14 protein-coding genes are annotated in these 24,496 nt (G+C 45.7%); 11 read left to right on the forward strand and 3 right to left on the reverse strand.

Annotated elements, in window-relative coordinates; translation table 11 throughout:
- Positions 1 to 424 precede the first annotated feature (424 nt).
- A complete protein-coding gene (locus QT987_RS06530; protein ID WP_333238337.1) occupies positions 425 to 3,772 on the reverse strand; it encodes an EAL domain-containing protein in 3,348 nt (1,115 codons plus the stop codon).
- A 341-nt stretch (positions 3,773 to 4,113) separates the two neighbouring features.
- On the opposite strand from QT987_RS06530, the gene QT987_RS06535 reads away from it, so the two are divergent.
- The 6 genes from QT987_RS06535 (at position 4,114) to QT987_RS06560 (ending at position 11,703) form a co-directional block, all read left to right on the forward strand.
- On the forward strand, positions 4,114 to 4,692 hold the full coding sequence (locus tag QT987_RS06535) for a hypothetical protein (RefSeq protein WP_333238339.1): 579 nt from the start codon (positions 4,114 to 4,116) through the stop codon (positions 4,690 to 4,692).
- A gap of 352 nt (positions 4,693 to 5,044) precedes the next feature.
- Positions 5,045 to 6,082 (forward strand): M28 family peptidase, encoded by a 1,038-nt coding sequence (locus QT987_RS06540; protein ID WP_333238341.1) that lies wholly within the window; start codon positions 5,045 to 5,047, stop codon positions 6,080 to 6,082.
- Between the two features lie 169 nt (positions 6,083 to 6,251).
- Complete coding sequence (locus QT987_RS06545; RefSeq protein ID WP_333238343.1) at positions 6,252 to 8,084, forward strand: ABC-ATPase domain-containing protein; 1,833 nt, start codon at positions 6,252 to 6,254, stop codon at positions 8,082 to 8,084.
- A 77-nt stretch (positions 8,085 to 8,161) separates the two neighbouring features.
- Positions 8,162 to 10,522: an FHA domain-containing protein gene (locus QT987_RS06550; RefSeq protein WP_333238345.1), complete on the forward strand. Its 2,361-nt coding sequence runs from the start codon at positions 8,162 to 8,164 to the stop codon at positions 10,520 to 10,522.
- Positions 10,519 to 10,968 (forward strand): EVE domain-containing protein, encoded by a 450-nt coding sequence (locus QT987_RS06555; RefSeq protein ID WP_333238347.1) that lies wholly within the window; start codon positions 10,519 to 10,521, stop codon positions 10,966 to 10,968. Before QT987_RS06550 ends, QT987_RS06555 begins: the two co-directional genes overlap by 4 nt.
- Positions 10,969 to 11,115: 147 nt before the next feature.
- Positions 11,116 to 11,703, forward strand: coding sequence for an REP-associated tyrosine transposase (locus QT987_RS06560; protein WP_333238349.1), 588 nt, complete (start codon positions 11,116 to 11,118; stop codon positions 11,701 to 11,703).
- A gap of 382 nt (positions 11,704 to 12,085) precedes the next feature.
- Here QT987_RS06560 and QT987_RS06565 read toward each other — a convergent pair whose 3' ends face one another.
- Entirely contained in the window at positions 12,086 to 13,126 is a 1,041-nt protein-coding gene (locus QT987_RS06565; protein ID WP_333238351.1) for a glucokinase, read from the reverse strand.
- Between the two features lie 35 nt (positions 13,127 to 13,161).
- Complete coding sequence (locus QT987_RS06570) at positions 13,162 to 15,222, reverse strand: amylo-alpha-1,6-glucosidase (RefSeq protein ID WP_333238529.1); 2,061 nt, start codon at positions 15,220 to 15,222, stop codon at positions 13,162 to 13,164.
- Between the two features lie 316 nt (positions 15,223 to 15,538).
- On the opposite strand from QT987_RS06570, the gene treZ reads away from it, so the two are divergent.
- The 5 genes from treZ to QT987_RS06595 all read left to right on the forward strand — a co-directional run bounded on the left by treZ (position 15,539) and on the right by QT987_RS06595 (position 23,691).
- Positions 15,539 to 17,362: a malto-oligosyltrehalose trehalohydrolase gene (treZ, locus tag QT987_RS06575; RefSeq protein ID WP_333238353.1), complete on the forward strand. Its 1,824-nt coding sequence runs from the start codon at positions 15,539 to 15,541 to the stop codon at positions 17,360 to 17,362.
- 233 nt (positions 17,363 to 17,595) lie between these two features.
- Positions 17,596 to 20,391 carry a malto-oligosyltrehalose synthase gene (gene treY / locus QT987_RS06580; protein ID WP_333238531.1) on the forward strand — a complete coding sequence of 932 codons (2,796 nt, stop codon included), beginning with the start codon at positions 17,596 to 17,598 and terminating at the stop codon, positions 20,389 to 20,391.
- Between the two features lie 257 nt (positions 20,392 to 20,648).
- Positions 20,649 to 20,843 (forward strand): hypothetical protein, encoded by a 195-nt coding sequence (locus QT987_RS06585; RefSeq protein WP_333238355.1) that lies wholly within the window; start codon positions 20,649 to 20,651, stop codon positions 20,841 to 20,843.
- Positions 20,844 to 21,063: 220 nt separating this feature from the next.
- Positions 21,064 to 22,980, forward strand: coding sequence for a molecular chaperone DnaK (gene dnaK, locus QT987_RS06590; protein WP_333238357.1), 1,917 nt, complete (start codon positions 21,064 to 21,066; stop codon positions 22,978 to 22,980).
- Between the two features lie 198 nt (positions 22,981 to 23,178).
- On the forward strand, positions 23,179 to 23,691 hold the full coding sequence (locus tag QT987_RS06595; RefSeq protein ID WP_333238360.1) for a DUF4112 domain-containing protein: 513 nt from the start codon (positions 23,179 to 23,181) through the stop codon (positions 23,689 to 23,691).
- Positions 23,692 to 24,496 lie beyond the last annotated feature (805 nt).

The raw sequence follows: 24,496 nt of genomic DNA on the forward strand, positions 1-24,496 counted from the left end.
CGCCCGACAAAAACGGACGGGCGGGACGCCCATCCCACTTTCAAGAGTGGAAGTTATTTAATTCTCATTCCTAAGCTTTTAACTGCGGTGGCGGGAGCGAGGACTTGATGCCCCTGAGCTGACAATTCCTCAAGTTAAAGCGCTATGTCACGCTTTGGGCAAGAATCTTAACGAATTGCCCGACAACTTAGGCCCGCCGAAGCCCTCTAGCAGTGATGATGTTGGGGGTGCAGCGCAGGAAAATAAGTCGGGAGACTAAGATTCGCGGTCAAGAACTATAACTTTCGGGGGCGCACGAAGCACCTGATCCCTATTGGTGGGTGAGGCGCGCCGATTAACTATTGTCAGCAATAGATAAATCTTGAACCGCGCCTCACCCACCCTACAATTGACTGATGACTAATAACTAATGACTAATGACTAATTAAGCAATTTTCACTTGTTGCAACTGAGAATTTAGCAATAGCTTCCTAGCATCGCCAGCCGAGAGTGCAGGGCTGAAATAATGACCCTGAATTTCTTGACAGTGGAGTTCGCGCAAACACTCCAACTGCTCTTTAGTTTCTACTCCTTCAGCTACCACGCTCAAGTTCAAATCTCGCCCCAGCGTCGCTACAGCCTTGGCGATCGCCCGTTCGCAGGGATCTGTCGTCAATCCGCTGACAAACGAGCTGTCTATTTTTAAGATATTCAAGGGAAACTTTTTGAGATAATTTAGAGAACAATAACCCGTGCCGAAATCGTCCAGCGCAATTTGCACTCCCATATTCTGCAACTCCCTGAGAACTTTTGTGGTATAATCCACATCTTGCATGGCTGTAGTTTCGGTAATTTCTAACTCTAAATATTTGGGTGCTAAACCAGTTTTTTCCAAGCAGTTCGCTACCATTTCTAATAAATTAAATTGCTGGAACTGCCGAGCCGAAACGTTGACTGCTACCCGCAAATCTGGCTGCAAAGCATCCTGCCAAGCTTTATTTTGAGTGCAGGCTGTTTGCAGCACCCATTCCCCAATAGGTACAATGAGTCCGTTCTCTTCGGCGATGGGAATAAATGTAGCGGGAGTAACTAAACCTAATTGTGGATGTTGCCAGCGCAGCAAAGCTTCCATGCCCTGAATTTGCCAAGTAGTAATGTTGACTTTTGGCTGATAGAAAACCTCAAATTCTCCTTGTTCTAAAGCCTCGTGCAGTCTGTGTTCTATAGTTAGTAAATGGCTGCCGTGGGGATTAAGTGTTGAAGTATATAACTGATAGTTATTTCTTCCCATTTCTTTAGCGTAGTACAAGGCAGCATCGGCATTTTTGACTAAAGTTTCGGCCTCTTCACCATCATCGGGATAAAGGGCAATGCCGATGCTGCTGCTAACATGAAACGGTTGTCCTTCTAGTTTAAATGGTGGCTTTAAATTGTTGAGTATTCTTTGAGCTGTTTTAACGGCATCTTCTAAGCAATTGATGTCGGGAAGCAGTATGGTAAATTCGTCGCCTCCCCAGCGGGCTACCGTGTCAGTCGATCGCAAAGTGTCGCTGATGCGTCCGGCAAAACCTTCTAACAGGCGATCGCCCGCAGCGTGACCTAGTGTATCATTAATCTTTTTGAACCTGTCCAAGTCTAAAAACATCACAGCAAGCATTTTTTTTGTTTGTTTAGCTTGTTTTAAGGACGCCAGCAGCCGCTCGTTAAAAAGTATCCGGTTCGGTAAACCGGTGAGTTGGTCATAAACAGCTTGATAGCGAATAATTTCTTCAGCTTGCTTGCGCTGAGTAATGTCCATCATCGTGCCGATCGCCCTGACTGCTTGGCCACTTTCATTGCGGATGATATAGCCGCGATCGAGCACAAAAACATATCCCCCGTCTGCACGGTGAAAGCTGTATTCTTCCGACCAACATTGAGCGTCTGAGTTCATTGTTTGGTTGAAGCTTAACATCACTCTTTCCCGTTCTTCGGGATGAATATTTAGCCACCAAGATTCTAATTCTATCGTCTGAGTTTCGTTAAGTTTGTATCCAAAAACTTTTTCAAATTCTTCGCTTAACCAATACTCATTTTTTAACAAATCAAAGTCCCATACGGCGTCATTTGTCGCCCGCGTCAGCAGGTGAAAACGTTCTTCACTTTTGCGGAGTTTTTCTTCGGATTGCACCCGTTCCGTTACATCCCGAAAGCTGAATACTCGACCAGTAATTTTGCCTCCCGTGCGCTGAGGCAACGAGTAGCGCTCGAAGATTCTGCCATCTGTCAACTCCATGAGATCGTAACTTTCTGCTGCAGGGCGATCGGACAATTCTTTAGCACGGTTGAGAAATATTTCCGGGTATTTTAACTGGTTGATTTCAAAACCCAAAATTTGGTTATTATCTCTCGAATCCACCAGCAAATCCGGCAACTGCCACATTTCGGCAAATTTACGGTTAAAGCTAACAACTTTTCCTTCACTGTCAACCGCCAGAATACCGTCAGCCGTAGATTCAATGGTTGCTTGAAGCAACGAAAGAGATGTTTCTAGTTCTAACTCTGCTAATTTGCGATCGCTGATGTCAAATGCTGTGATCAAGATTGAGGCTTTTTTTTCAAATTTTATAATATCTACAGTTGCTTCAATCCAGCGCATGTCTCCAGTTTTCGTGACTATTACTAATTCATATTTAGAGCCTGCTGTTGAGCGCGCATGGCTGGATTTACCCCATTTTTTAACTATTTCTATAAAATCTAGATGAATTAAGTCGTATAAATCCAATGCTAGTAATTCTTCGCGAGTATATCCTGTCAGAGCTTCTGTCTCAGCATTGACATAGCGTAACTGTCTGCGGTGATAGATAAATGCCACAGCATTCACAGTTTCTATCAGTTGGCGAAACTTTTTTTCACTGCGCCGCAAATTTCTTTCAGCCCGCTTGCTATCAGTAATATCTTGTGCTATATATAACTTGCCGCTGACCTGGCCTTGACTGTCGCGAATAATTGAAATAGAAAGCAGTATAATTATTTTTTTTCGCTGTTTAGAAAGGTAGACTTTTTCCACGTTGTGGACAGAACCTTCGGCTGTTAAACTTTCTAAATCTAACTCCGGGGCTGGTGATTCACTTTTCTTAAAAAGTCCGGCTATTGGTTTGCCTAACAACTCTTTTTTAGAGTATCCCAAAAGTTGACAGGTAGCTTGGTTTAACGATAGGATATGACCGCCTGGAGTCGTCGCAATTATCGAGACGTTCATTTCCTCACAAATATCGAGAGCATATTCGGCAGTTTGCTGCAAATCTTGGGTCATCTGGGCAATAGTATGCCAGATATCCTGTTCTTTTTTTGGATATAACACTTTTTCTCCTTTTGGTAGCTTGTCATTCTCTGTTTCAGACTTCGGCTTGATTAACCTCATCGTCTTGGATAAGCTATTTACTGTCTTCCCCCGGATCAATAATGAAATTACCAAACCAAGAAAAACCAGAGAATAACCGATTAGTTTTAACCTAAACTTAGGATATTTTTGATTGGTTAGCTGAGAGTTGATATGATTGTAATTAGGATATTCTTGTGGTTCAATTTGGGATAAATGATTCAAAAATAATGCGGCGCTTCCAGAGGTAAGGGGACGAGATGCCGATCGCAAATAGCTATGTTTTTGAGACAGCACCAAAACCCTTTCTACAGGGTGAGTGCCAGATTCACCCCATACACTTATCGGTAATATTTTTGCACTCATGCTAGATTCCACACCAAAAATAGCAACCGCGAAATATCCCCAAATTAATTGAAAAATTATTTTCATTTGCTCTATTTCCTAAGATAAAATACTTTTTTAGGAACCAAAAATTGTAAAAATCTTAGCAGAAGTTTCTCTGCCATAGGAAAACCCAGCCACCATTAATTCATGTGGATTTGTAAATTAAATTTTAGCCAGGTAATAACTTAGCTTTATAACTAATTACAATTTTAATCTTAATTTAAAATGTGTCATCAGCCATTGTGCCACAAATTATCCGCCATTCTGCCTAGACACCGGGTGAGAGCGCGCTAAAATTAGATAATTCCCGCAAGGAGGCGATCGGGATTTGTTAGAAAAATAAACAATTAGCTTAAAATCTATGCAGAGGTCCACTAATTGAACCCATGAGTCAGACCATCCCAGAACTCCAAAAAGAAGTCCGCGCGCTGCAAGCAGAACTTACCGCCCTGCAAGAGTCGCGGGAAAAACTTGGCGTAGAGCGCTCAGAGTGCCGAGTGGCAGTCAGTTTTCCCAAAAATAATACTCCTGAAGCCATTGCCGAGTTCCACCAGCAAACTGCTGCTTTTGGGGAGCAGTGGTTGCAGCAAATCCAGGAAATTGACCGAGAGACTAAAAATATTGAAAAGCAACTGCAACAAAAACAGGCTTTACTCAATTACAAGCAAGGTGAACTAGAAAAATTGGTGGCCGGAGAGCACTGGCAAGAACTAGAAAACAAAGTTCAAACCGGGGAAAAGCGCTTGCAAACACAAGCTCGCAGAATCAATCAAGCAGCAGCGCAGCTAGAGGCAGAAATCCAAGCTTTGAAAGCACTCTATGACCAACTAAATCCGAGTTATTCCGAGTGGTTTCAACAACCAACTCAAATAGTCAAATTTTCTGCAACAACTATTCCTTACGCTGTTCCAAGCAGCAGCGGGTTGATATTGGAGAATAAGGAGATTGAGTGGGAAAAAAAGTAGTTTTGACTTGTAAAATTTCAAGGTAAATTAGTGATGTGAATGTCGCCGTCGAACCATCTAATAAGCAATACAGATTCGACGGCAACATCGCAAGACTTTTTCCTGCTTTTTTATATAAGAAATACAAAACTGCCTCTGGCGCAGTGAATTTTTAGATGTTTGAGTTTCATTTTTTGAAACAGGTTTATTTTTAACTCTGGTGTCAATCTAAAATCTAAAATATAACTGTTCTGGACGCATCAACCGGGTGTTACAAAAAGACTTTGTTGCAGCCCTCGCTTCCGCTAAACAACCCGGTTGATGAGAGCCAGGAGTGCGTAATCCCTGTCTAAAATCTCAAATAGATTGACTAATGAAACAATTGATTTGGATAGCGCTATTTATTCTGGTTGCGGTGACGGCCGTCGGGTGGGGTTCTGACTCGTGGCAGCGGTTGTCGGCTGTACCCGAAGTTTTGGTCGATCGCAATATCCACACTTCCCAAAACCCTTCTCCTTTACCGCTTCCTGCTGAAAAAGATGCAGTCTATCAGCCGCAAATTGACCCGTCTCGGTTGTGGAAACACGTCGAGACTTTAGCAGGAGAACGCGATGGAGAACGATCTCGATCTTTTACTAGAGACTACATTTCCCAGCAATTGCAAACATTAGGATTTTCCGCAGATTTGCAGCCATTCGATCGCGGAATCAACGTCTTCGCTGAGAGAAAAGGCACTGACTCAAACGCCGGTGCAATTTTAGTGGCAGCACACTACGATACTGTACCAAACTCCCCAGGCGCTGACGACAATGCGACGGGAGTTGCAGTAGTTTTAGAAGTAGCAAGATTGCTGGGTTCTCGTCCCACGCCTCGGACATTGCAAGTAGCATTTTTCGACAGGGAAGAACTGGGACTTTTAGGCAGTTTAGCATTCACCCGTAGCGAGGCGCGGTTAAAAAATTTGCAGGGTGCGATCGTCCTAGATATGGTAGGTTATGCCTGCCGCACGCCCGGATGCCAGCAATATCCCGAAGGATTGACAGCGCAACCTTTTCTAGAAGCATCGGGGGTAACTTCTCCCGACAAAGGCGAGTTTATCGCTGTGATTGGGGATGCGGAACATCCGCTGCTATTGAAAAGTTTTGCGGAGTCTGGAAAAGCCGATTTGCCGCCGGTGGTGGCGCTGCCGGTTCCCCTGAAAGGGTTGCTGACTCCCGATGTTTTGCGGAGCGACCACGCGCCTTTCTGGTATAAAGGAATTGGTGCTGTGTTGGTGACGGATACTGCAAATTTGCGATCGCCCCACTATCACCAATCTAGCGATACATTAGCAACTATCGATCGACCTTTTTTCGTCGGTTCTGCTCAAATTGTTGTTAATGCCGTGGCTAAATTATTGGAAATTAGGTAATTGGTAATCTACTCGTTACCAGGCTCTGCCTGGTAACGCATATCGGGAGGCTCTGCCTCCAATTTTCCCACGCCAAGCAAGCGAGGCAGAGCCTCTGGGCATCGGTTCCTAGGCAGAGCCTAGGAACTAGGTAAATAACTAATAACTAATAACCAATAACAAATAACAAATGACTAACAAAGAAAGCCTGCAACGGCATTTACTGCAACTAGATAATCGAGGCTACAAAGCATACAAAGACATTCAAGGTAACTACGATTTTTCGGAATTCACATTAATTATTGATTACGTGCAGGGAGATCCCTTTGCTTCTCCCAGTAAATTTAGAGTCATAGTTCCCCCCAACATTGCTCAAATTCCCCGCGAACTTTTCAACTCTCGCAGTCGAGAAATAGCCTTGCGAGATTACCTAACTCGCCAGTTTGACAAAGCAGCACACAGCATCAGCAGCAAACGCGGCACTGGCAAAAGCGGTATGATTGCAGTGACTCGGTTCGGACAAGAAGTTTTAGAGCGAACTTCCGCATTTATTACCCCCCCAACCCCCCCTTATCAAGGGGGGGCAAAAATCTCTATATCCCCCCCTTACCAAGGGGGGGCAAAAATCTCTATATCCCCCCCTTACCAAGGGGGGGAATTAGGGGGGGTAGAACTGCGATTTGCCGTCGGACTTCCAGCGGGCGGGCGCAGTATTTTAGGGCGACAAGCTGCTGAAATGCTGTGCGAAGATATTCCGCAAATTGTCAGCAATTCTCTGAAGTATGCTAACTTAAATGCTGCGGAATGTCGCCGTCACGTTGAAACTGTAGAAGATGCTGACTGGCTGCGGCAGCAGTTAGCTGAAAACGGATTAGTTGCGTTTGTTGCTGACGGTTCTATTTTACCCCGCCGCAGCGGTGTTGACAACAGTCCTTTGTTAAATAATGCGGTGGCTTTTCAGTCGCCGCCGTCATTAAAAGTTGAGTTTAATTGTCCGAATCGCGGTTTGATTTCCGGTATGGGTATTCCCGCTGGCATTACTTTGATTGTTGGGGGCGGCTATCACGGCAAATCAACTTTACTCAGGGCGATCGAGTTAGGAGTTTACAACCGAATTCCAGAAGATGGTCGGGAATTTGTGGTGACTAATCCGGCGGCGGTTAAAATTAGGGCGGAAGATGGAAGAAGTGTGGCGGGAGTTGATATTTCGCCTTTTATTAACCACTTGCCGCAAGGTAGAGATACTGCACAATTTTATACAGAAAATGCGAGCGGCAGCACGTCGCAAGCTGCTAATATTATTGAGGCGTTGGAATTAGTCGCTTCTTGTCAAGAGGATTTAGTGCCTGTTTTATTAGTTGATGAGGATACGGCGGCGACGAATTTTATGATTCGCGATCGCCGAATGCAGGAACTCATCGCTAAGGATAAGGAACCGATTACGCCGTTTATTGATAAAGTAAGACAATTGTATGCAGATTATGGCGTATCGACTATTTTAGTCATGGGCGGAAGTGGCGATTATTTTGAGGTGGCAGATACTGTGATTTCACTGGATAACTTTCAAGCATATAATGTGACGGAAAAAGCTAAAAAAATTGCTAAAAAATACTCGACTAGCCGCGCTGCTGAAGGGGGAGAAAATTTTGGTCAGATTACTCAAAGAGTGCCGATTCCTGCTAGTTTAGATCCGAGTCGGGGACGGCGAGATGTGCGGGTGAAGGTGCGGGATGTTGATGAATTGGCTTTCGGAACTGAGGAGATTGATTTGGGCGCTGTTGAGCAAATTGTGGACAGCGGACAGTTAAGGGCGATCGCTGCGGCAATGGTTTATGCTAAGCAGCAATACATGGACGGAAAACGCACTTTGTCGGAAATCATAGATTTGGTGATGGCAGATATTGACGCGCAGGGGATGGATATTTTATCGCCTTTTTCTGAAGGGGATTTTGCCATGTTTCGACGCTTTGAATTGGCGGCGGCAATTAATCGGCTTCGCAGTTTGTCGGTTGTTGCTAAGTAGATTTTCTTAATATAAGTGTATTGTTGTCCTACTTTTGATATGCTGACAAAAGTGAGTGCAAAAACCGCGATTGAAGTATGACAGGCAATATAGGACAACTGACTGCTTTAAGCGATCGACCTTATATAGTATTAAGCAATCAAGGGGAAATTTTACAGTTAGAGTTAAAACAGCAGCAGCACGTATTGGGGCGCGATCGCACTCGTGCTGATTTAGCCATTCCCGAACCCTGGCGCGCAGTTTCCGGCGTTCACGCTGTTTTGCGCCAAATTGGGGATAATTACTGGATTTACGATGGTGACGGGCAGCGGCCGAGCACTAATGGCTTATTTGTCGATCGCACTCGCATCACTCCCAATGACGGTTATTGTCTGAAAGACGGTACAGAAATTAAAATCGGTCTCGATCCTCAAAATCAAGTTTTGCTGAGTTATTTTAATCCGCTGGCGAATCAGGTTGCTGTCCATAGCAAGCAGTCAATTCTTCTTAAGAATCGGTCGGTTTTGTTGGGCCGCGATCCAAACGCTTCGCTGCAATTAGATGCGCCGCTTGTTTCTAGACGCCACGCCACAATCGACCAAGACAGTCGCGGCAATTATATTTTGCGAGACTACAGCGTTAACGGGGTTTTTGTTAACGGTCAGCGAGTGACAAATTCTGTACAGTTGTCCGAGGGAGATGCAATTCGGATCGGCCCGTTTACTCTAACTTACCGCAGCGGTGAGTTGCAGATGCAAGACTCTGGCCATCAAATTCGTTTGGATGCTGACAGTCTGGTGATTCCGAAGCGTTTGGATAACATCACTTTGGCGATCGAACCGGGGCAGTTTGTGGCTTTAGTCGGCGGTAGCGGCGCTGGCAAATCTACTTTAATGCGGACACTTTTAGGCATCGAAAAAACTACTAACGGCGCGGTGTTTCTCAATGGCGACAACCTGCGCCAAAACTTCAATATTTACCGCAATCAAATCGGTTATGTGCCTCAAGATGATATTGTGCACGCAGATTTGACAGTAGAAGAAGTGTTGAGTTATGCAGCTAAATTGCGCTTACCTCCCGATACAGATGTCAAGCAGGTAGTCGCCAAAACTTTAGAAGATATTGAAATGATTCACCGTCGCAAGGCTTTGGTAAAACAGCTTAGCGGCGGACAGCGGAAGCGGGTCAGCATCGGAGTTGAACTGTTAGCAGACCCGAAACTTTTCTTTTTAGACGAACCGACTTCAGGACTCGATCCGGGTTTGGATAAGAAGATGATGCAACTGCTGCGAAAGTTGGCAAATCAAGGCCGGACGGTGATTCTGGTGACTCACGCGACGGCAAATATCACGATGTGCGATCGTATTGTTTTTATGGGTCGCGGCGGACGCCTTTGTTACTTCGGCCCGCCCAGGGAAGCGCTCGATTTTTTCGATGTCAAAACGGGCGATTTTGCAGACATTTACAACGAATTAGAAACAGGAGAAACCCACGTTCAAGGCTGGGCAGAAAAGTTTAATAAATCTCCCTACTATCAGCGCTATATTGTCAACCACTTCAGCAGAGGCCAGGCTAATGCAAAAACGCCTTCTGCACCTTCTGTACCAAAATCTCAATCTTTTGTAAAACAAGTCGTTTTGCTTTCCCAGCGCTATTTTCAACTCGTTTCCCGCGACTTAGTTAACTTGAGTTTAGCTCTTTTAACGGCTCCGATAGGCATTAGTTTGCTGCGGCTAGCCGTCAGAGATAAAGACCCGTTAATTGGAGCGCCGGAGGCAACTTTAGCACCTTTGGCGCTCAGAGTTCTATTTGTATTTACCTGCGCGGCGATTTGGGTAGGGCTGGCAACTTCTCTGCAAGAAATTGTTAAAGAATCTGCTATTTATCTGCGCGAACGTTTGGTCAATTTAGGATTGTTTGCTTATTTAGGTTCAAAAATTTTTATACTTTCTGGTTTGGCACTATTGCAAACACTGTTAATGGTAGGAGTTATTCTGATTGCTTTTAAATCCCCCGAACCGAGTTTTATTTCCTGGCCTGTGGGAGCAAGTATTACCACTTTCCTAACTTTAATGAGCTGCATAAGCCTTGGATTAGTCGTTTCCGCGATTGTTAAAAATAGCTCTCAAGCTAACAGCGCTTTGCCTCTATTACTGTTGCCTCAGATTATTTTTTCTGGAGTTTTGTTTAAGATGGAAGGTGCGGCGAGCAAGTTTTCTTGGCTGATGTTAAGCCGCTGGTCTGTGGGTGCTTACGGCTCTTTAGTTAATGTGAATGCGATGGTTCCGGCGCCTACTACATTGCCGGATGGGAGTACGCTCCCTCAGCCGTTTGAGCCTACTCCTGTTTACGATCCGACCTGGGAGAATTTGGGTTTAAATTGGGCTATTTTGTGCGTGCATATTTTCGTTTATTTGATATTGACTCTGTGGTTGCAGAAGCGGAAGGATATTGTATGAATTATTGGCTGATGAAGTCGGAACCGGATGTTTATAGTATTGTGGACTTGAAGGGCGATCGCACTTCCATTTGGGATGGCGTTCGCAACTATCAAGCGCGCAATTTTATGCGAGAAATGAGTCGGGGAGATTTAGTATTTTTTTACCATTCTAATACTAAAATACCGGGAATTGTTGGCTTAGTGCGCGTCGTTGAAACTGGAATTGCTGACCCGACTCAGTTCGATATAAATAGCGAATATTATGACCCTAAATCGCAGTTTGATGCTCCTCGCTGGCAAACTGTGAGAGTTGAGTTTGTTGAGGAATTTGCTAAGTTAATATCTTTGGATGAACTGAAACAAAAGTTTAGTGCTGATGAGGTTTTGGTGGTGAGAAAAGGCAATCGGTTATCGGTGATGCCGGTATCTGAAAGTGCAGCCCAGAAGATTTTGAAGATGAGATAAACAGTGGCAATTTAACCTGCATATTTGGGGCGGGCAAGATGCCCACCCCACAAAATTTTAAATACTTTAGGAAAATGAGCTGTAAGGGTATTGGCATCTTGCCTCATGAAGGCTATTTTATACTAAGTTGCGGTTGTACTTAGTCATATGATTCGCGAAAATTTGAGTCAGGCAAGCAATCAAGATTTGGGCGGGAAAGATGCCCACCCCACAGGTCAATATGAGCTTTTTGTGGGACAGGCTTCTAGTCTGCCCCTTAAACTCAGAGATGCTCAATTAAAAGTTACTTACAGAAATTTACCTCATTGGGAGTTAGAAGGAGCGGTATATTTCATCACTTTTAATACTTGGGAAAAGCTGGAATTAACTCCGGCTGCGAGGCAAGTTGTCCTCAATGCTTGCAAGTTTTTTGATAGGCAAAGGTATCAAATATTTTGCTTAGTTGTAATGCCCGATCATGTGCATATGCTCATGCAGCCTTTAGAAAAGTCGGATAATAAATTCTGGTCGCTCAGCAGTATTCTACACAGTATGAAAAGCTACAGTTCTAAACAAATTCCCAAGGTGATGAAGCATATTGGTACTGTCTGGCAGGATGAGAGACATGACCACATTGTCAGAGATGAACGAGAATTTCAGGTTTTTTGGGAATATATTAGGCAAAATCCTGTCAAAGCTGGTCTTTCAGTGACTCCAGAGGAATATCCTTTTTTCTGGCAAATGTATGAAGTTTAGCTTTTTCTGAATTTCTTGTGGGGTGGGCATCTTGCCCGCGCTTCAGTCACAGGCAAGATGCCTGTGCCACAAGGATTTCACAGGCAAGATGCCTGTGCCACAAGGATTTCACAGGCAAGATGCCTGTGCCACAAATATTTGCACAGGCAAGATGCCTGTGCCACAAATATTTGCACAGGCAAGATGCCTGTGCCACAAATATTATTGTGGGGTGGGCTAGAAGCCCGCCCCAAACTATTTGCACAGGCAAGATGCCTGTGCCACAAATATTATTGTGGGGTGGGCTAGAAGCCCGCCCAAACTATTTGCACAGGCAAGATGCCTGTGCCACAAAAATTCTTGTGGGGTGGGCATCTTGCCCGCCCCAAATATTTGAAATCTCCTAAAGACCGGCCGCACAAACAGCGGCACCAATTAACCCTACATTGGGATTCAAAACCAATCGAACTGGCATCATTTCTAACAGCGAATCCATCCGGCCTTTATGCGTAAAAGCTCGCATAAAACCCCCTTCTAAAATCAGCGGCAAAATCTTAGCAGCGATGCCGCCAGCTACGTACAAACCGCCGTAAGGTAACAGTGTCACAGCCAGATTTCCGGCCACCGCACCGTAAGCTTCTACAAACATTTGCATGGTTTGTTCCGAAAGCCGATCGCACTTTTTGAGGGCTGCCTGTGCAATTGTCGCTCCCGGATCGACACTCTTTTCAGTTTTACCGATTTCTGACTCCCATTTTTTGATAACTTCCCCTATCTCCGGCGATTCAGGAGCAAACTTTCTGTCCCGCAAAAACTGGTAAATTGAAACAATCCCTAGTCCCGAAACCACACGCTCGATCGATATTCTTTGAATGTCGTGTTTTGCTAACAAATATTTCAGCAATTCAAACTCCAACTCCGAGCGAGGAGCAAAGTCACCGTGTCCCCCTTCCGAAGAAAAAACCCTGATACCATTTGCTTCGGGAATTCCAAAACAATTTCCCAAACCAGTACCCGCACCAATCACAGCAATTGGATCGTGTTGGCGGGGTTTTCCAACTTGCAAAGTGTGCAAATCTCGATCGTCCAAAGCCCACACGCCGTAGCCAACCGCGACAAAATCATTAATTAAACTAACGTGTGATATTCCTAATTCCTGTTCCAGACGCTTGGCCTCCAGCCTCCAAGGCAAATTAGTCAGTTTTGCAGTGTTGTTTACCACCGGACCTGCGATCGCAAAACAAGCTTTTTCAGGCAATGGCGCAAAATCCAATTTCATAGCAGCTTCCGCCAAAAACTGCTGCACCATCGGCACTAAATCGGGAAACTCCCCGCTCGGATAGCGAAACTCGTAAAGAGCGTTCATTTCACCGTTAACAGTCCTTTCCACTAAGCGCAAAATTGTCTTAGTTCCGCCAATATCGCCCGCTAATAATAATGCCATAAATCTCTTTTTCCACCAAAGATAACATTCCCCATTTAAACACCCACAGTATTAATTGCCAACCAAGCCCGCAGCACCTCAGCCACAGTCCAAGCTTGAGCCGTGCAGCCCCGCGGCGAGTGGGGGGCGTCGCCCTCAAAAATTTCGCCCAGACTGCCAACTCCGCCGCCCCTTATATGATGTGCCATCGGTTCGAGGAATTCGCGAGCTTGTGCTGGGTCTTTGTATACGTGCAAGTGCGCCAAGACAAACGGGCCAATCAGCCAGCCCCAAACTGTGCCCTGGTGGTAGGCGCTGTCGCGCTGCAATTGGTCGCCTCCGTATACGCCGCGATACTGCGGGTGCTGCGGCGAGAGGCTGCGGAGGCCGACAGAAGTGAGCAACTGTTGAGCGCAGGCGTCCACCACGCCACGCTGCTGGATGGGCGTCAGTAACGGTGTATAGCGGGTTTCCTGGCGCATCCCCGCTGACAAGGAGTTGGCGGAGTGAGGAGGAATCGAGTCTAGGGGCAGGGATACGGCGAATATTTGGTTGGGCCGCAGGGAACTATCGTTTCCGTCGGGGCCGTCGAGAATGTCGTAACAGTAACCGGTTGAGGCGTTCCAGAAGCGAGGGAATCCGGCGGCTGTTCGATCGCCCAATTGCTGGTATTCATTGTGAGGCTTGCCCAATTTTCGAGCAAAACTTGCCATAGCTTGTATAGCATTGTACCAAAGCGCGCTGAGTTCGATCGGCTTACCAATCCGAGGCGTCACCACCCAATCCTCGATTTTCGCGTCCATCCAAGTCAGTTGCACGCCGGTTTCGCCCGCGTAGACTAAACCGTCATCGGGATCGACGCGGATGTTATACCGAGTTCCCTGTATGTGCCAGTCAACAATCTCACATAACACCGGCCAGAGTTCGGTCAAAAGTTCGTCGTCTCCCGTGGCGTCGATATAAGCGCGGATTGCCTCAAAGTACCACAGCGTGGCGTCTGCGGTGTTGTATTCCGGTTCGCCGCCCGCATCCGGGAAGCGGTTCGGCAGCATCCCCCGATCGACATACCGCGCAAATGTCCGCAAAATCGATCGCGCAATTTCCCATCGCCCGGTACAGATTGTGAGACCGGGTAGGGCGATCGTCGTGTCGCGCCCCCAGTCGCTGAACCAGGGATATCCGGCGATGATCGTTTTGCCTTCGGTTTCCTCCGCTAGCGGGCGGCTGACGATAAATTGGTCGGCGGCTAGCACTAAGTGATTGATCCAGTCGGGAGATTTGCTCGCTTTTGACCATTTTTCCAGCACTTCTCCCTCATAAGTGCGGCGCGATTCTAAAGCTGCATCCCCGTTGAATTGCGGGTTTTTCTCCGTGCTCGCTATCAATGTGAGAGAAGTTCCCGGTGCGATCGTCATGTGAAAAGTCGCCGCCTGCAAGTGATCCTCGCAGCAATCCAATCCGCGGCGCTTTTCGGCTGCTAGATCCAATCCGTAATGCCAATTGTATAAGGGCGCAGAGACTCGAAATTTGGCCTCTGGTGCGGCCTCAGTGAGCAGGTACAGGGGCGCAGCCTTGGGAAATGCAGTCACGCAAACCCCGCGTTCCAAGGTTTCTAGGCTCATCTGCCAGTCGCCGGCGCTCGTTGTGTGGTGGTAGTCGCGGTAGTTGACTAGGGCTTTGACAGCAAGGGCGATCGGTTGTGAGGCGCGGTGCAAGCGGTATTGAATATATGTTGTGTTAGCACCTTGCTGCATCCAAATCCGCTTTTCCAGGATAGCGTCGCCGAGAGCAAACCTCCAAACAGGCGTCGTGCCTTCTAGGTGAAAGCTTTCGATGTAGTTGTAGCCGTGGGGTTCGATCGTCGCGTCGGCCCAGCGGTTTGTATAAAGCGGATAGGCGCGATCGTGATACACAGCCGTCTCGTCCAGCTTGGCGAGCATCAAAGTGCGTCCCAGCGGGGGTTTGAGGGCGGCTACCAGCAAGCCGTGATAGCGGCGGGTGAGGAGATTTGCGATCGTCCCGCTAGCGTAACCGCCGATCCCGTTTGTGACCAACCACTCCCGAGACTCCGCCGAGTCGAGATTGCAGCAGATTTCCCGTCCAAAAGCCATAACCATAAAGTCCACACTCGCGCTGATTTTTGACCTACCTTTAGGTAGATTTTCGACATAATATCAACCAGAAATATTAACGATTCCAGACCGTTAATTTGACGATCGCCCCCGTGCGGATTCATGCTCTAATTTAGACATAACTAACCGCTACTTTTGCCCCTTACCCAATTTTCCCCTTTGATGCCTCTGTCTAAAGTTAGTTGTTTGTTATATTAAGTAATATTACCGTCTAAACAGGCGCTGAACGTTAAGGGCAAGCATTTGATAGCGCGTCGGGCGATCGAACTACCAACCTATTTTATAAGGAGAACGGCTCAAAGTGAAGATAGGAGCAAATTACCTCGGCAATAACCAATGTGAATTTACCGTTTGGGCGCCCACCCTCAAACAAATCGCAGTCCAAATTGTTTCCCCAAAAAAACGCCTGATACCCCTGCAACAATCAGCAGAAGGTTATTGGCAAACCACAGCTACAGACATAGAACCCGGAACCCTTTACACTTACCAAATCGAAGGAAAAACCGAGCGACCAGACCCCGCATCAAAATATCAACCCCAAGGCGTACACGCTCCGTCGCAAGTAATAGATCAAAATATTTTTACTTGGACTGACACAAATTGGCAAGGCGTGCCGCTAGCCGAAATGATTATTTACGAACTGCACGTCGGCACATTCACCCAAGCCGGAACATTTGAAGCAATAATTCCCCATCTAAAACAACTTAAAGACTTGGGAATCAACGCCATCGAAATCATGCCAGTAGCCCAATTTCCTGGCGAGCGAAACTGGGGATATGACGGCGTATATCCCTACGCAGTTCAAAACTCCTACGGCGGCCCCGAAGGCTTCAAAACACTCGTCAACGCCTGCCACGAACACGGCATTTCAGTAATTCTCGATGTAGTTTACAACCACCTCGGCCCCGAAGGCAACTACCTCAGTCAATTCGGCCCCTACTTTACATCCAAATACGGCTCAATTTGGGGAGATCCCCTCAACTTCGACGACGCCTACAGCGACGGCGTGCGTAACTACTTTATTGAAAACGCCCTCTACTGGTTTCGAGACTATCACATCGATGCCATGAGATTAGATGCAATTCAAGCAATATTTGAAGTAGGTGCCAGACCTTTTTTACAAGAACTCTCCGATGCCACAGCCGATATTTCCCAAGAACTAGGACGGCAACTTTACTTAATAGCCGAAAGTGACTTAAACGATGTCCGCACTATACGTCCCAAAGAACTGGGGGGCTTCGGATTAGACGCCCAATGGTGCGATGATTTCCACCACGCACTGCACGCCTTGCTCACCGGAGAAGACGACCGATACTACCAAGATTACGGCAAGTGCGAACACTTAGAAAAAGCATTCAAAGAAAGCTTTGTTTACTCCGGCCAGTACGCCCCCCACAGAAAGCGGAGACACGGCAATTCTGTCAAGGATGAACCTGGTCATAAATTTGTGGTGTTTGCCCAAACCCACGACCAAATCGGCAACCGCATTTTGGGAGACCGACTATCCAAAATAGTTGATTTTGAAGCATTGAAACTCGCAGCAGGCACTGTCTTAATTTCTCCCTACATTCCCTTCTTTTTTATGGGAGAAGAATACGGAGAAGAAGCACCGTTTTTTTACTTCGTTTCCCACTCGGACGAAAATTTAATTGAAGCTATCCGCAAAGACAAACAACAAGAATTTAAAGCCTTTGAAGACCGAGGCGAGTTTCACGACCCCCAGAGTCCTGAGACTTTCGATAAGTGTAAGCTAAACTGGGAAAAACAAACCGAAGGCAAACACAAAATCCTTTGGGAATGGCATCAACATTTGATTCAACTACGGCGGACAATACCAGCCCTTAAAAAACTCGACAAAAACAGTCTAGAAGTGTCCAGCATTGAAGCGGAAAAAATCTTATTTCTACGTCGCTGGACAGATGACAGCCAGATATTCTGCATTCTAAACTTCAACACGCAAGATGTCACTTTTACGGCTACACTGCCCCAAGGCAACGGTCACAAAATTTTAGACTCTGCTGATGAAAAATGGATGGGTTCAGGTTCTAGCTTGCCTGAAAAGATAACTTCAGAGCAAAAATTGACCGTTAAACCGCAGAGTTTCGCACTCTATGAATTAGAGTAATTAAAACGGGAGGCAGAGCCTCCAATACAGGCGTTCCCAGGCAGAGCCTAGGAACAAGCAACAGGAGGCAGAACCTATGTAGTTCTCAGCCTCTGTCGCGGAATCTAGTCCCACAAGAAACGGGAGGCAGAGCCTCTCTCATTCCCAGCCTCGGGCCGGGAATGCAGTAGAGGAGGCTCTGCCTCATACATTAAAAGAGAAAACCCTAAAAAACCCGGAGTAAAATTAACATGATGAGAATTCCCACAACAACTTATCGGATTCAATTTCATGGAGGTTTTAACTTTGAAGCCGCCAAACAAATCCTTAGCTATCTGGAAGATTTAGGAATTACCGACCTTTACGCTTCACCAATATTTAAAGCCAGAAAAGGCAGCTCTCACGGATACGATGTCGTTGACTCAAATCAGCTCAATCCCGATTTGGGAACATCAGAAAATTTTGAAGCCCTCACATACGAAATCAAGAAACGGAACATGGGATGGTTGCAAGATATTGTTCCGAACCACATGGCTTATGACACTCAAAATTTGCTGCTGTTAGACGTATTGGAACACGGGCCAGATTCCGACTATTTCGATTACTTCGATATTGAATGGAATCACGCTTACGAACATCTCAGGGGTCGAGTGCTGGCTCCGCTGCTGGGCAATTTTTATGGAGAGTGTCTGGAAAATGGCGAGATTCAACTCAAATACAGCGAAATTGGGCTAACCATCAATTATTATAGCTTACAATTGCCAGTAAGAATTGAATCTTATGCTAAATTCATCAGTCATAACTTGGGGCATTTAGCTAGAGAATTAGGCAGACGCCATCCAGATTTTATCAAGTTTTTAGGAATTCTTTATTTAATTAAAAATACACCTTCAGAAACTAAAGGTAAAACCAGATACGATCAGATAGCTTTTGTCAAAGGACTGCTGTGGGAACTCTACAATCAAAATCCCCTTGTACAGGAATTTATCGATGAAAATATCAAAGTTTTTAACGGAGAAAAGGGAAATTCCGAAAGCTTTAATTTGCTAGACGAATTGCTTTCCGAGCAGTTTTACCGTCTGTCTTTCTGGAAAGTGGGGGCAGAGGAAATTAATTACCGAAGGTTTTTTACGGTCAACGAACTTATTTCGGTAAAAGTTGAAGAGATTAAAGTTTTTCATAAAAACCACGCTCTGATCTTCGACATGGTTGATGAGGGAAAGTTTACTGGATTGAGAATCGACCACATCGATGGACTTTACGACCCCACAGAATATTTGAAACGCCTCCGAGAGAAAGTCGGAGACACTTATATTACTGTTGAAAAAATTCTGGAACACGAAGAAGATTTGCCCTCATATTGGCCGATTGAGGGAACTAGCGGCTACGACTTTTTGAACTACGTAAACGGCGTTTTTTGTCGGTGCGATCGCGAGCAGCAATTTACCGAAATATATCAGAGATTTACTCGCTTTACCGTTCCCTACGAACAGTTGTTTTTAGATAAAAAAGGGCTGATTGTTGAGAAAAACTTGGCGGGAGACGTAGACAATCTAGCTCAACTTTTGAAGAATATTTCCGGTCAATCGAGACAGGGAAATGACTTTACTCGTCCCGGTTTGGAAAAAGCATTGGCGGCTGTTTTGACAATTTTTCCAGTCTACCGAACTTACATCAATCAAGACGGTTTGAGAGAGTCCGATCGCACTTACGTAAAATATGCGATCGCCCATGCCAAAGAACAAGCACCCAGACTCCTCAAGGAACTTAAATTTATCGAAACGGTGCTGTTACTGGAAGAAGAAGAAACCCTAACACCCGAACAAAAAGAGCAGCGCCGGCACTTTGTAATGAAACTCCAGCAGTTGACAGGCCCATTAATGGCAAAAGGCGTGGAAGACACGCTTTTATACGTCTACTATCGACTTTTATCGCTCAACGAAGTGGGAGGAAATCCCAGTCAGTTCGGCGTGTCCCTGGGAGATTTTCACGAGTTCAACCAACAGCAGCAAGCAGCTTGGCCACACAAAATGAATGCGACAGCTACCCACGATACCAAACGTGGCGAAGATGTGCGAGCCAGACTTAACGTTTTGTCAGAAATTCCCGATGAATGGGAACAGCAAGTCAGGTCTTGGAGAGAGGTAAACTCTTCTAAGAAAGTCAACTTTGTGAATCGGATGGTTCCAGATACTAATGACGAATACTTCCTGTACCAAACTCTGCTCGGCAGTTTTCCCTTTGAGGGAATTGAAAACACTGATTATGTCGATCGCCTGAAAGATTATGTGATTAAAGCAGTCCGTGAAGCAAAAGTTTATACGGCTTGGCTGAGACCGGATAACGACTACGAAGCTGGTTTTATGACCTTTGTCGATAGCCTTCTCGAACCTTCGGAACAAAATCAATTTATCAACAAATTTACACCTTTCTGTAAAAAAGTAGCTAATTACGGAATTTTCAATTCTTTATCTCAAACGCTGCTGAAAATCACGGCTCCAGGCGTTCCCGACATTTATCAAGGGACGGAATTCTGGGATTTAAGCCACGTCGATCCCGATAACCGCCGTCCCGTTGATTTTGAGCGCCGAATCGAGGTTTTGCGGGAAATTAAAGAGCAAGCTCAGACGGATATTTTGCAACTGGTTGAAGATTTGATTGCGACGCGAGAAGACGCGAGAATTAAGTTGTTTTTGACGGCAAGAGCGCTAGAAGCGAGAAAAAAATACTTGCAAGTTTTTCAATCGGGCGATTATCTGCCCCTGGAAGCAGTTGGCACGTTTAAAGATAATGTTGTTGCCTTTGCCAGAAGCTTTGGAGAGACTACCGTTATTGTCATTGCTCCCCGGTTTTTGACGGGAATTGTCAAACCTGAAGAAATGCCGATCGGCAAACAAGTCTGGAAAGATACTAATTTGAAATTATCCGAGGAAATGCCGTCGGTTTGGAAAGATGCAATTACAAATCAGGCGGTAGAAAGTAACGGTACTTTGGCAATTGGTGACGCTCTGAGTTACTTTCCGGCAGCTCTGCTGATCGGTAAAAAATAGCAATGAAAAGCTGGAAAATTCAAGAATTTTCCGAAATTCCCAAGAGGCGGACTTGAGGCTCTCCCTCAATAAATATTCCTTCCCAGGCACAGCCTGGAAGTAAACGGGTAGGGACAGGGCATTGCCGTGTCCCTTTTCAGAATTGATGTTATATCAAATCCGTTAGCATCGGAATAGTAAATTCGAGTTCACTGTTGACTGTTGACTGTTGACTGTTCACGGCGTCAACAGTCAACCGTCAACAGTCAACATCATGTATGAGTGTTACCGGAAATGATATTAAACCTGATTGCAAGCCAAAAAACCGATCGCCCCTACCAACCAAACAAAATTTATACAACAAAGACGGCAAACACAACACAACGTATACGGTTTGCCACAATACCCGAATCGATCGCACACCGTACATTAGGAAGAGTAAAGAAAAGCAGTCAACAACTGTAGCGGTGTAAACCTCATGAATGCAACCGTCCCCCAAAAGGTTCGGTAAACACGCCTTCATCGCCTGGTCTAACCACCCGCAGTATAGAGATAAGCACCTATCTAAGACTGTATTAAAGCAGGACTCACTATCCGTACACCCCCCACAGGTGAAATCGCAGTCCTGAATAACCAGACTATCACACAGATAGAAAACCAAAATTTTGTAGAGATTGGAGCCGGAACACCCCTATGGGAAAAGTAGTTGGAATTGACTTAGGTACGACAAACTCCTGCGTCGCAGTTATGGAAGGCGGCAAACCCACCGTCATAGCCAACGCCGAAGGGGGTCGCACCACACCTTCCGTAGTAGCATATGCTAAAAATGGCGATCAACTTGTCGGACAAATCGCCAAGCGTCAAGCCGTGATGAACGCCGAAAACACCTTTTACTCAGTAAAACGGTTTATCGGGCGTAGGGTTGATGAAGTAACCCACGAAACCACTGAAGTTTCCTACAAAGTTCTCAAAGTCGGCAACAGCCTCAAACTAGACTGTCCCGCCCGCGGCAAGCAATTTGCCCCAGAAGAAATTTCTGCACAAGTTCTTCGGAAACTCGTAGAAGACGCCAGCAAATACCTCGGCGAAACTGTTACCCAAGCGGTAATTACTGTTCCCGCTTACTTCAACGACTCCCAGCGCCAAGCTACGAAAGACGCAGGAAAAATTGCCGGTATAGAAGTGCTGCGGATTATTAACGAACCTACAGCAGCAGCTTTAGCTTACGGGTTAGATAAAAAGAGCAACGAAACCATCCTCGTATTTGACTTAGGTGGCGGTACTTTCGACGTATCTATTCTCGAAGTAGGCGACGGCGTATTTGAAGTGCTAGCAACTTCTGGAGACACTCACCTCGGCGGTGACGACTTCGACAAAAAAATTGTTGATTTCATCGCTAATGAATTCCAAAGAGCCGAAGGAATTGACCTCCGCAAAGACAAACAAGCACTGCAACGCCTGACGGAAGCAGCCGAAAAAGCCAAGATTGAGCTTTCGAGCGTTACCCAAGCAGAAATCAACCTGCCGTTTATTACCGCGACTCAAGACGGGCCAAAACACTTGGACACGACTTTGACGCGGGGCAAGTTTGAAGAACTGTGCTCGGATTTGATCGATCGCTCCCGCATCCCCGTAGAAAATGCGATCCGCGACGCCAAATTAGACAAATCTGCAATTAATGAAGTCGTCTTAGTTGGTGGTTCTACCCGCATTCCAGCGGTGCAAGAACTGGTCAAAAAACTCCTTGGCAAAGACCCCAACCAAACGGTAAACCCGGACGAAGTGGTCGCAGTCGGTGCAGCAATTCAAGCCGGCGTACTCTCCGGCGAAGTCAAAGACATCCTGTTGCTCGACGTTACTCCGCTGTCTCTCGGCGTCGAAACCTTGGGTGGCGTGATGACCAAAATCATTCCCCGCAACACCACTATTCCTACCAAGAAGTCGGAAACTTTCTCGACTGCTGTAGACGGCCAAACAAACGTGGAAATTCACGTTTTGCAAGGCGAACGGGAAATGGCCAATGATAACAAGGATTTGGGAACCTTCCGCTTAGATGGAGTTCCACCAGCCCCCCGTGGCGTACCTCAAATTGAAGTTACTTTCGATATCGATGCTAACGGTATTTTGAATGTAGCTGCTAAGGATAAAGGTACTGGCAAGGAGCAATCGATTAGCATTACTGGTGCTTCTACTTTGCCCAGCAATGAAGTCGATCGCATGGTGAGGGAAGCTGAATCGAATGCTTCTGCTGACAAGGAACGTCGCGAAAGAATCGATCGCAAAAACCAAGCTGATTCTCAAGCCTATCAAATCGAGAAGCAGTTGGCAGAATTGGGCGATAAAGTTCCCGCTGATGACAAAACTAAGATTGAAGGGTTGCTTAAAGACTTGCGATCCGCGATCGAGAGTGAAGATGACGATCGCATCAAGACACTGACAACAGAGTTGCAGCAAGCATTCTACGCTGTCAGCAGCAACCTGTACCAGCAAGCAGGCGGCCCAACTGACGGCCCTGGTGGCCCTGGTGGCCCTGGTGGCTATGGAGACGGTGGCCCCACTGGCGGCGGCGACGACGTGATTGACGCCGACTTCACAGAAGGCAACAAATAACAGGCTAAATTAAAAGCCCCCAGCTAGAAGCAAGAAACCCGGTTTTGAACAGAAACCGGGTTTCTGTTCATTCAAAAACAAACCAAAGTCGATCGACTAAAATCACTAAAAATCTTGCTTGAGGCATAGAGACAAAACTAGAATATGCTTCAACAAATATCATAAACTAGCAGTAATATCGCAATCGAGAGCCATTAAATGTCACGTTCTCCTATACAAAATTCCTCCCCAAATACTCCCAGCCAATCTCATATTGCATCCTTGCGCCGACTCCGCCGGATCAGCCATTTACTAGACAACGCCATTCCGATTCCCGGCACAAAATACCGCATCGGACTCGATCCGATATTGGGACTTATACCGGGCGGCGGCGATGTAATCACTTCAATTTTTGCAGGCTATGTTGTCTTCAAATCCGCTCAAATGGGAGTGCCTCAAGAGACTTTAGTAAAAATGGCAGCTAATATCGTATTTGATACAGTTGCTGGTACTGTACCGGTAGCCGGAGATTTGTTGGATGTTGCTTGGAAAGCTAATGTCAAAAATATAGAATTGCTGGATGCTCATTTAGGTTCCCCTGAACAAGGCAAAAAAGCCGATTGGCTATTTGTGGTGGCGCTGTTATTGGGTTTGATTTTAATTGTCGGAGGTGTAATTTTCTTGAGTGTGATGCTTTTGGGCTGGCTATTTCAAGTAATTACAGGACGTTAATCTTTGGTTGGAGGCTCAAGATAAATCCCTTTCTTTGTGTCCTAATTGATAGCATATAATCGGGCAAATTATTCCTTGAAAATCATCTTGGATGAGGATTACGGGCAGGGAAAAACATCTGGGTTGAACTACCCGTAGGTGCGTTGCTTTTTTTATGCCTCAACAAAGATATAAAATCTCACATATCCGTACATTACAAACGGGGCGAGTGGAAACAAACCCCACACTTTTTTACTGCAATACTTGGGAAAAATAATAGGAGTGTTAGCTACAAAAAAAACAGTGGCTGCAATCAATCTTCAATAAATAAATACTAAAATGTGTCAGGGTTGAAAAATTCAACCAACCCCTACCAATAAAAGTTCTGATCCTCTTACCAAGAAGATATATGTGGCAGAAATCTGAGATATTGCACCATTCTCAAGAACAAGCAAGATGCCTGTTCCACAATAAAATTCACTCTGGATATTGAAAAGTATATCTTAAGGGTATTGACAAAAGTTATTGACTATGTTTCCAAACATCAATTTTCTTTGAAACTAGGTAGTGACCAGGAATTTCAAAGGTGGTACCCGCCACGTGATTTATCCGTGGAATCAATCCCAAATCGAAAATCGAAAATCCTCAAGAAAGAGCATTTATCTCGCGCAAGTCAATTCTTTAATCGAAAATCGAAAATCTAAAATCGATTGACCAGGAATTTCAAAGGTGGTACCCGCCACGTGATCTATCCGTGGAATCAATCCCAAATCGAAAATCGAAAATCCTCAAGAAAGAGCATTTATCTCGCGCAAGTCAATTCTTT

The sequence above is a fragment of the Microcoleus sp. SVA1B4 genome, from assembly GCF_036700545.1.
Lineage (GTDB): Bacteria > Cyanobacteriota > Cyanobacteriia > Cyanobacteriales > Microcoleaceae > Microcoleus.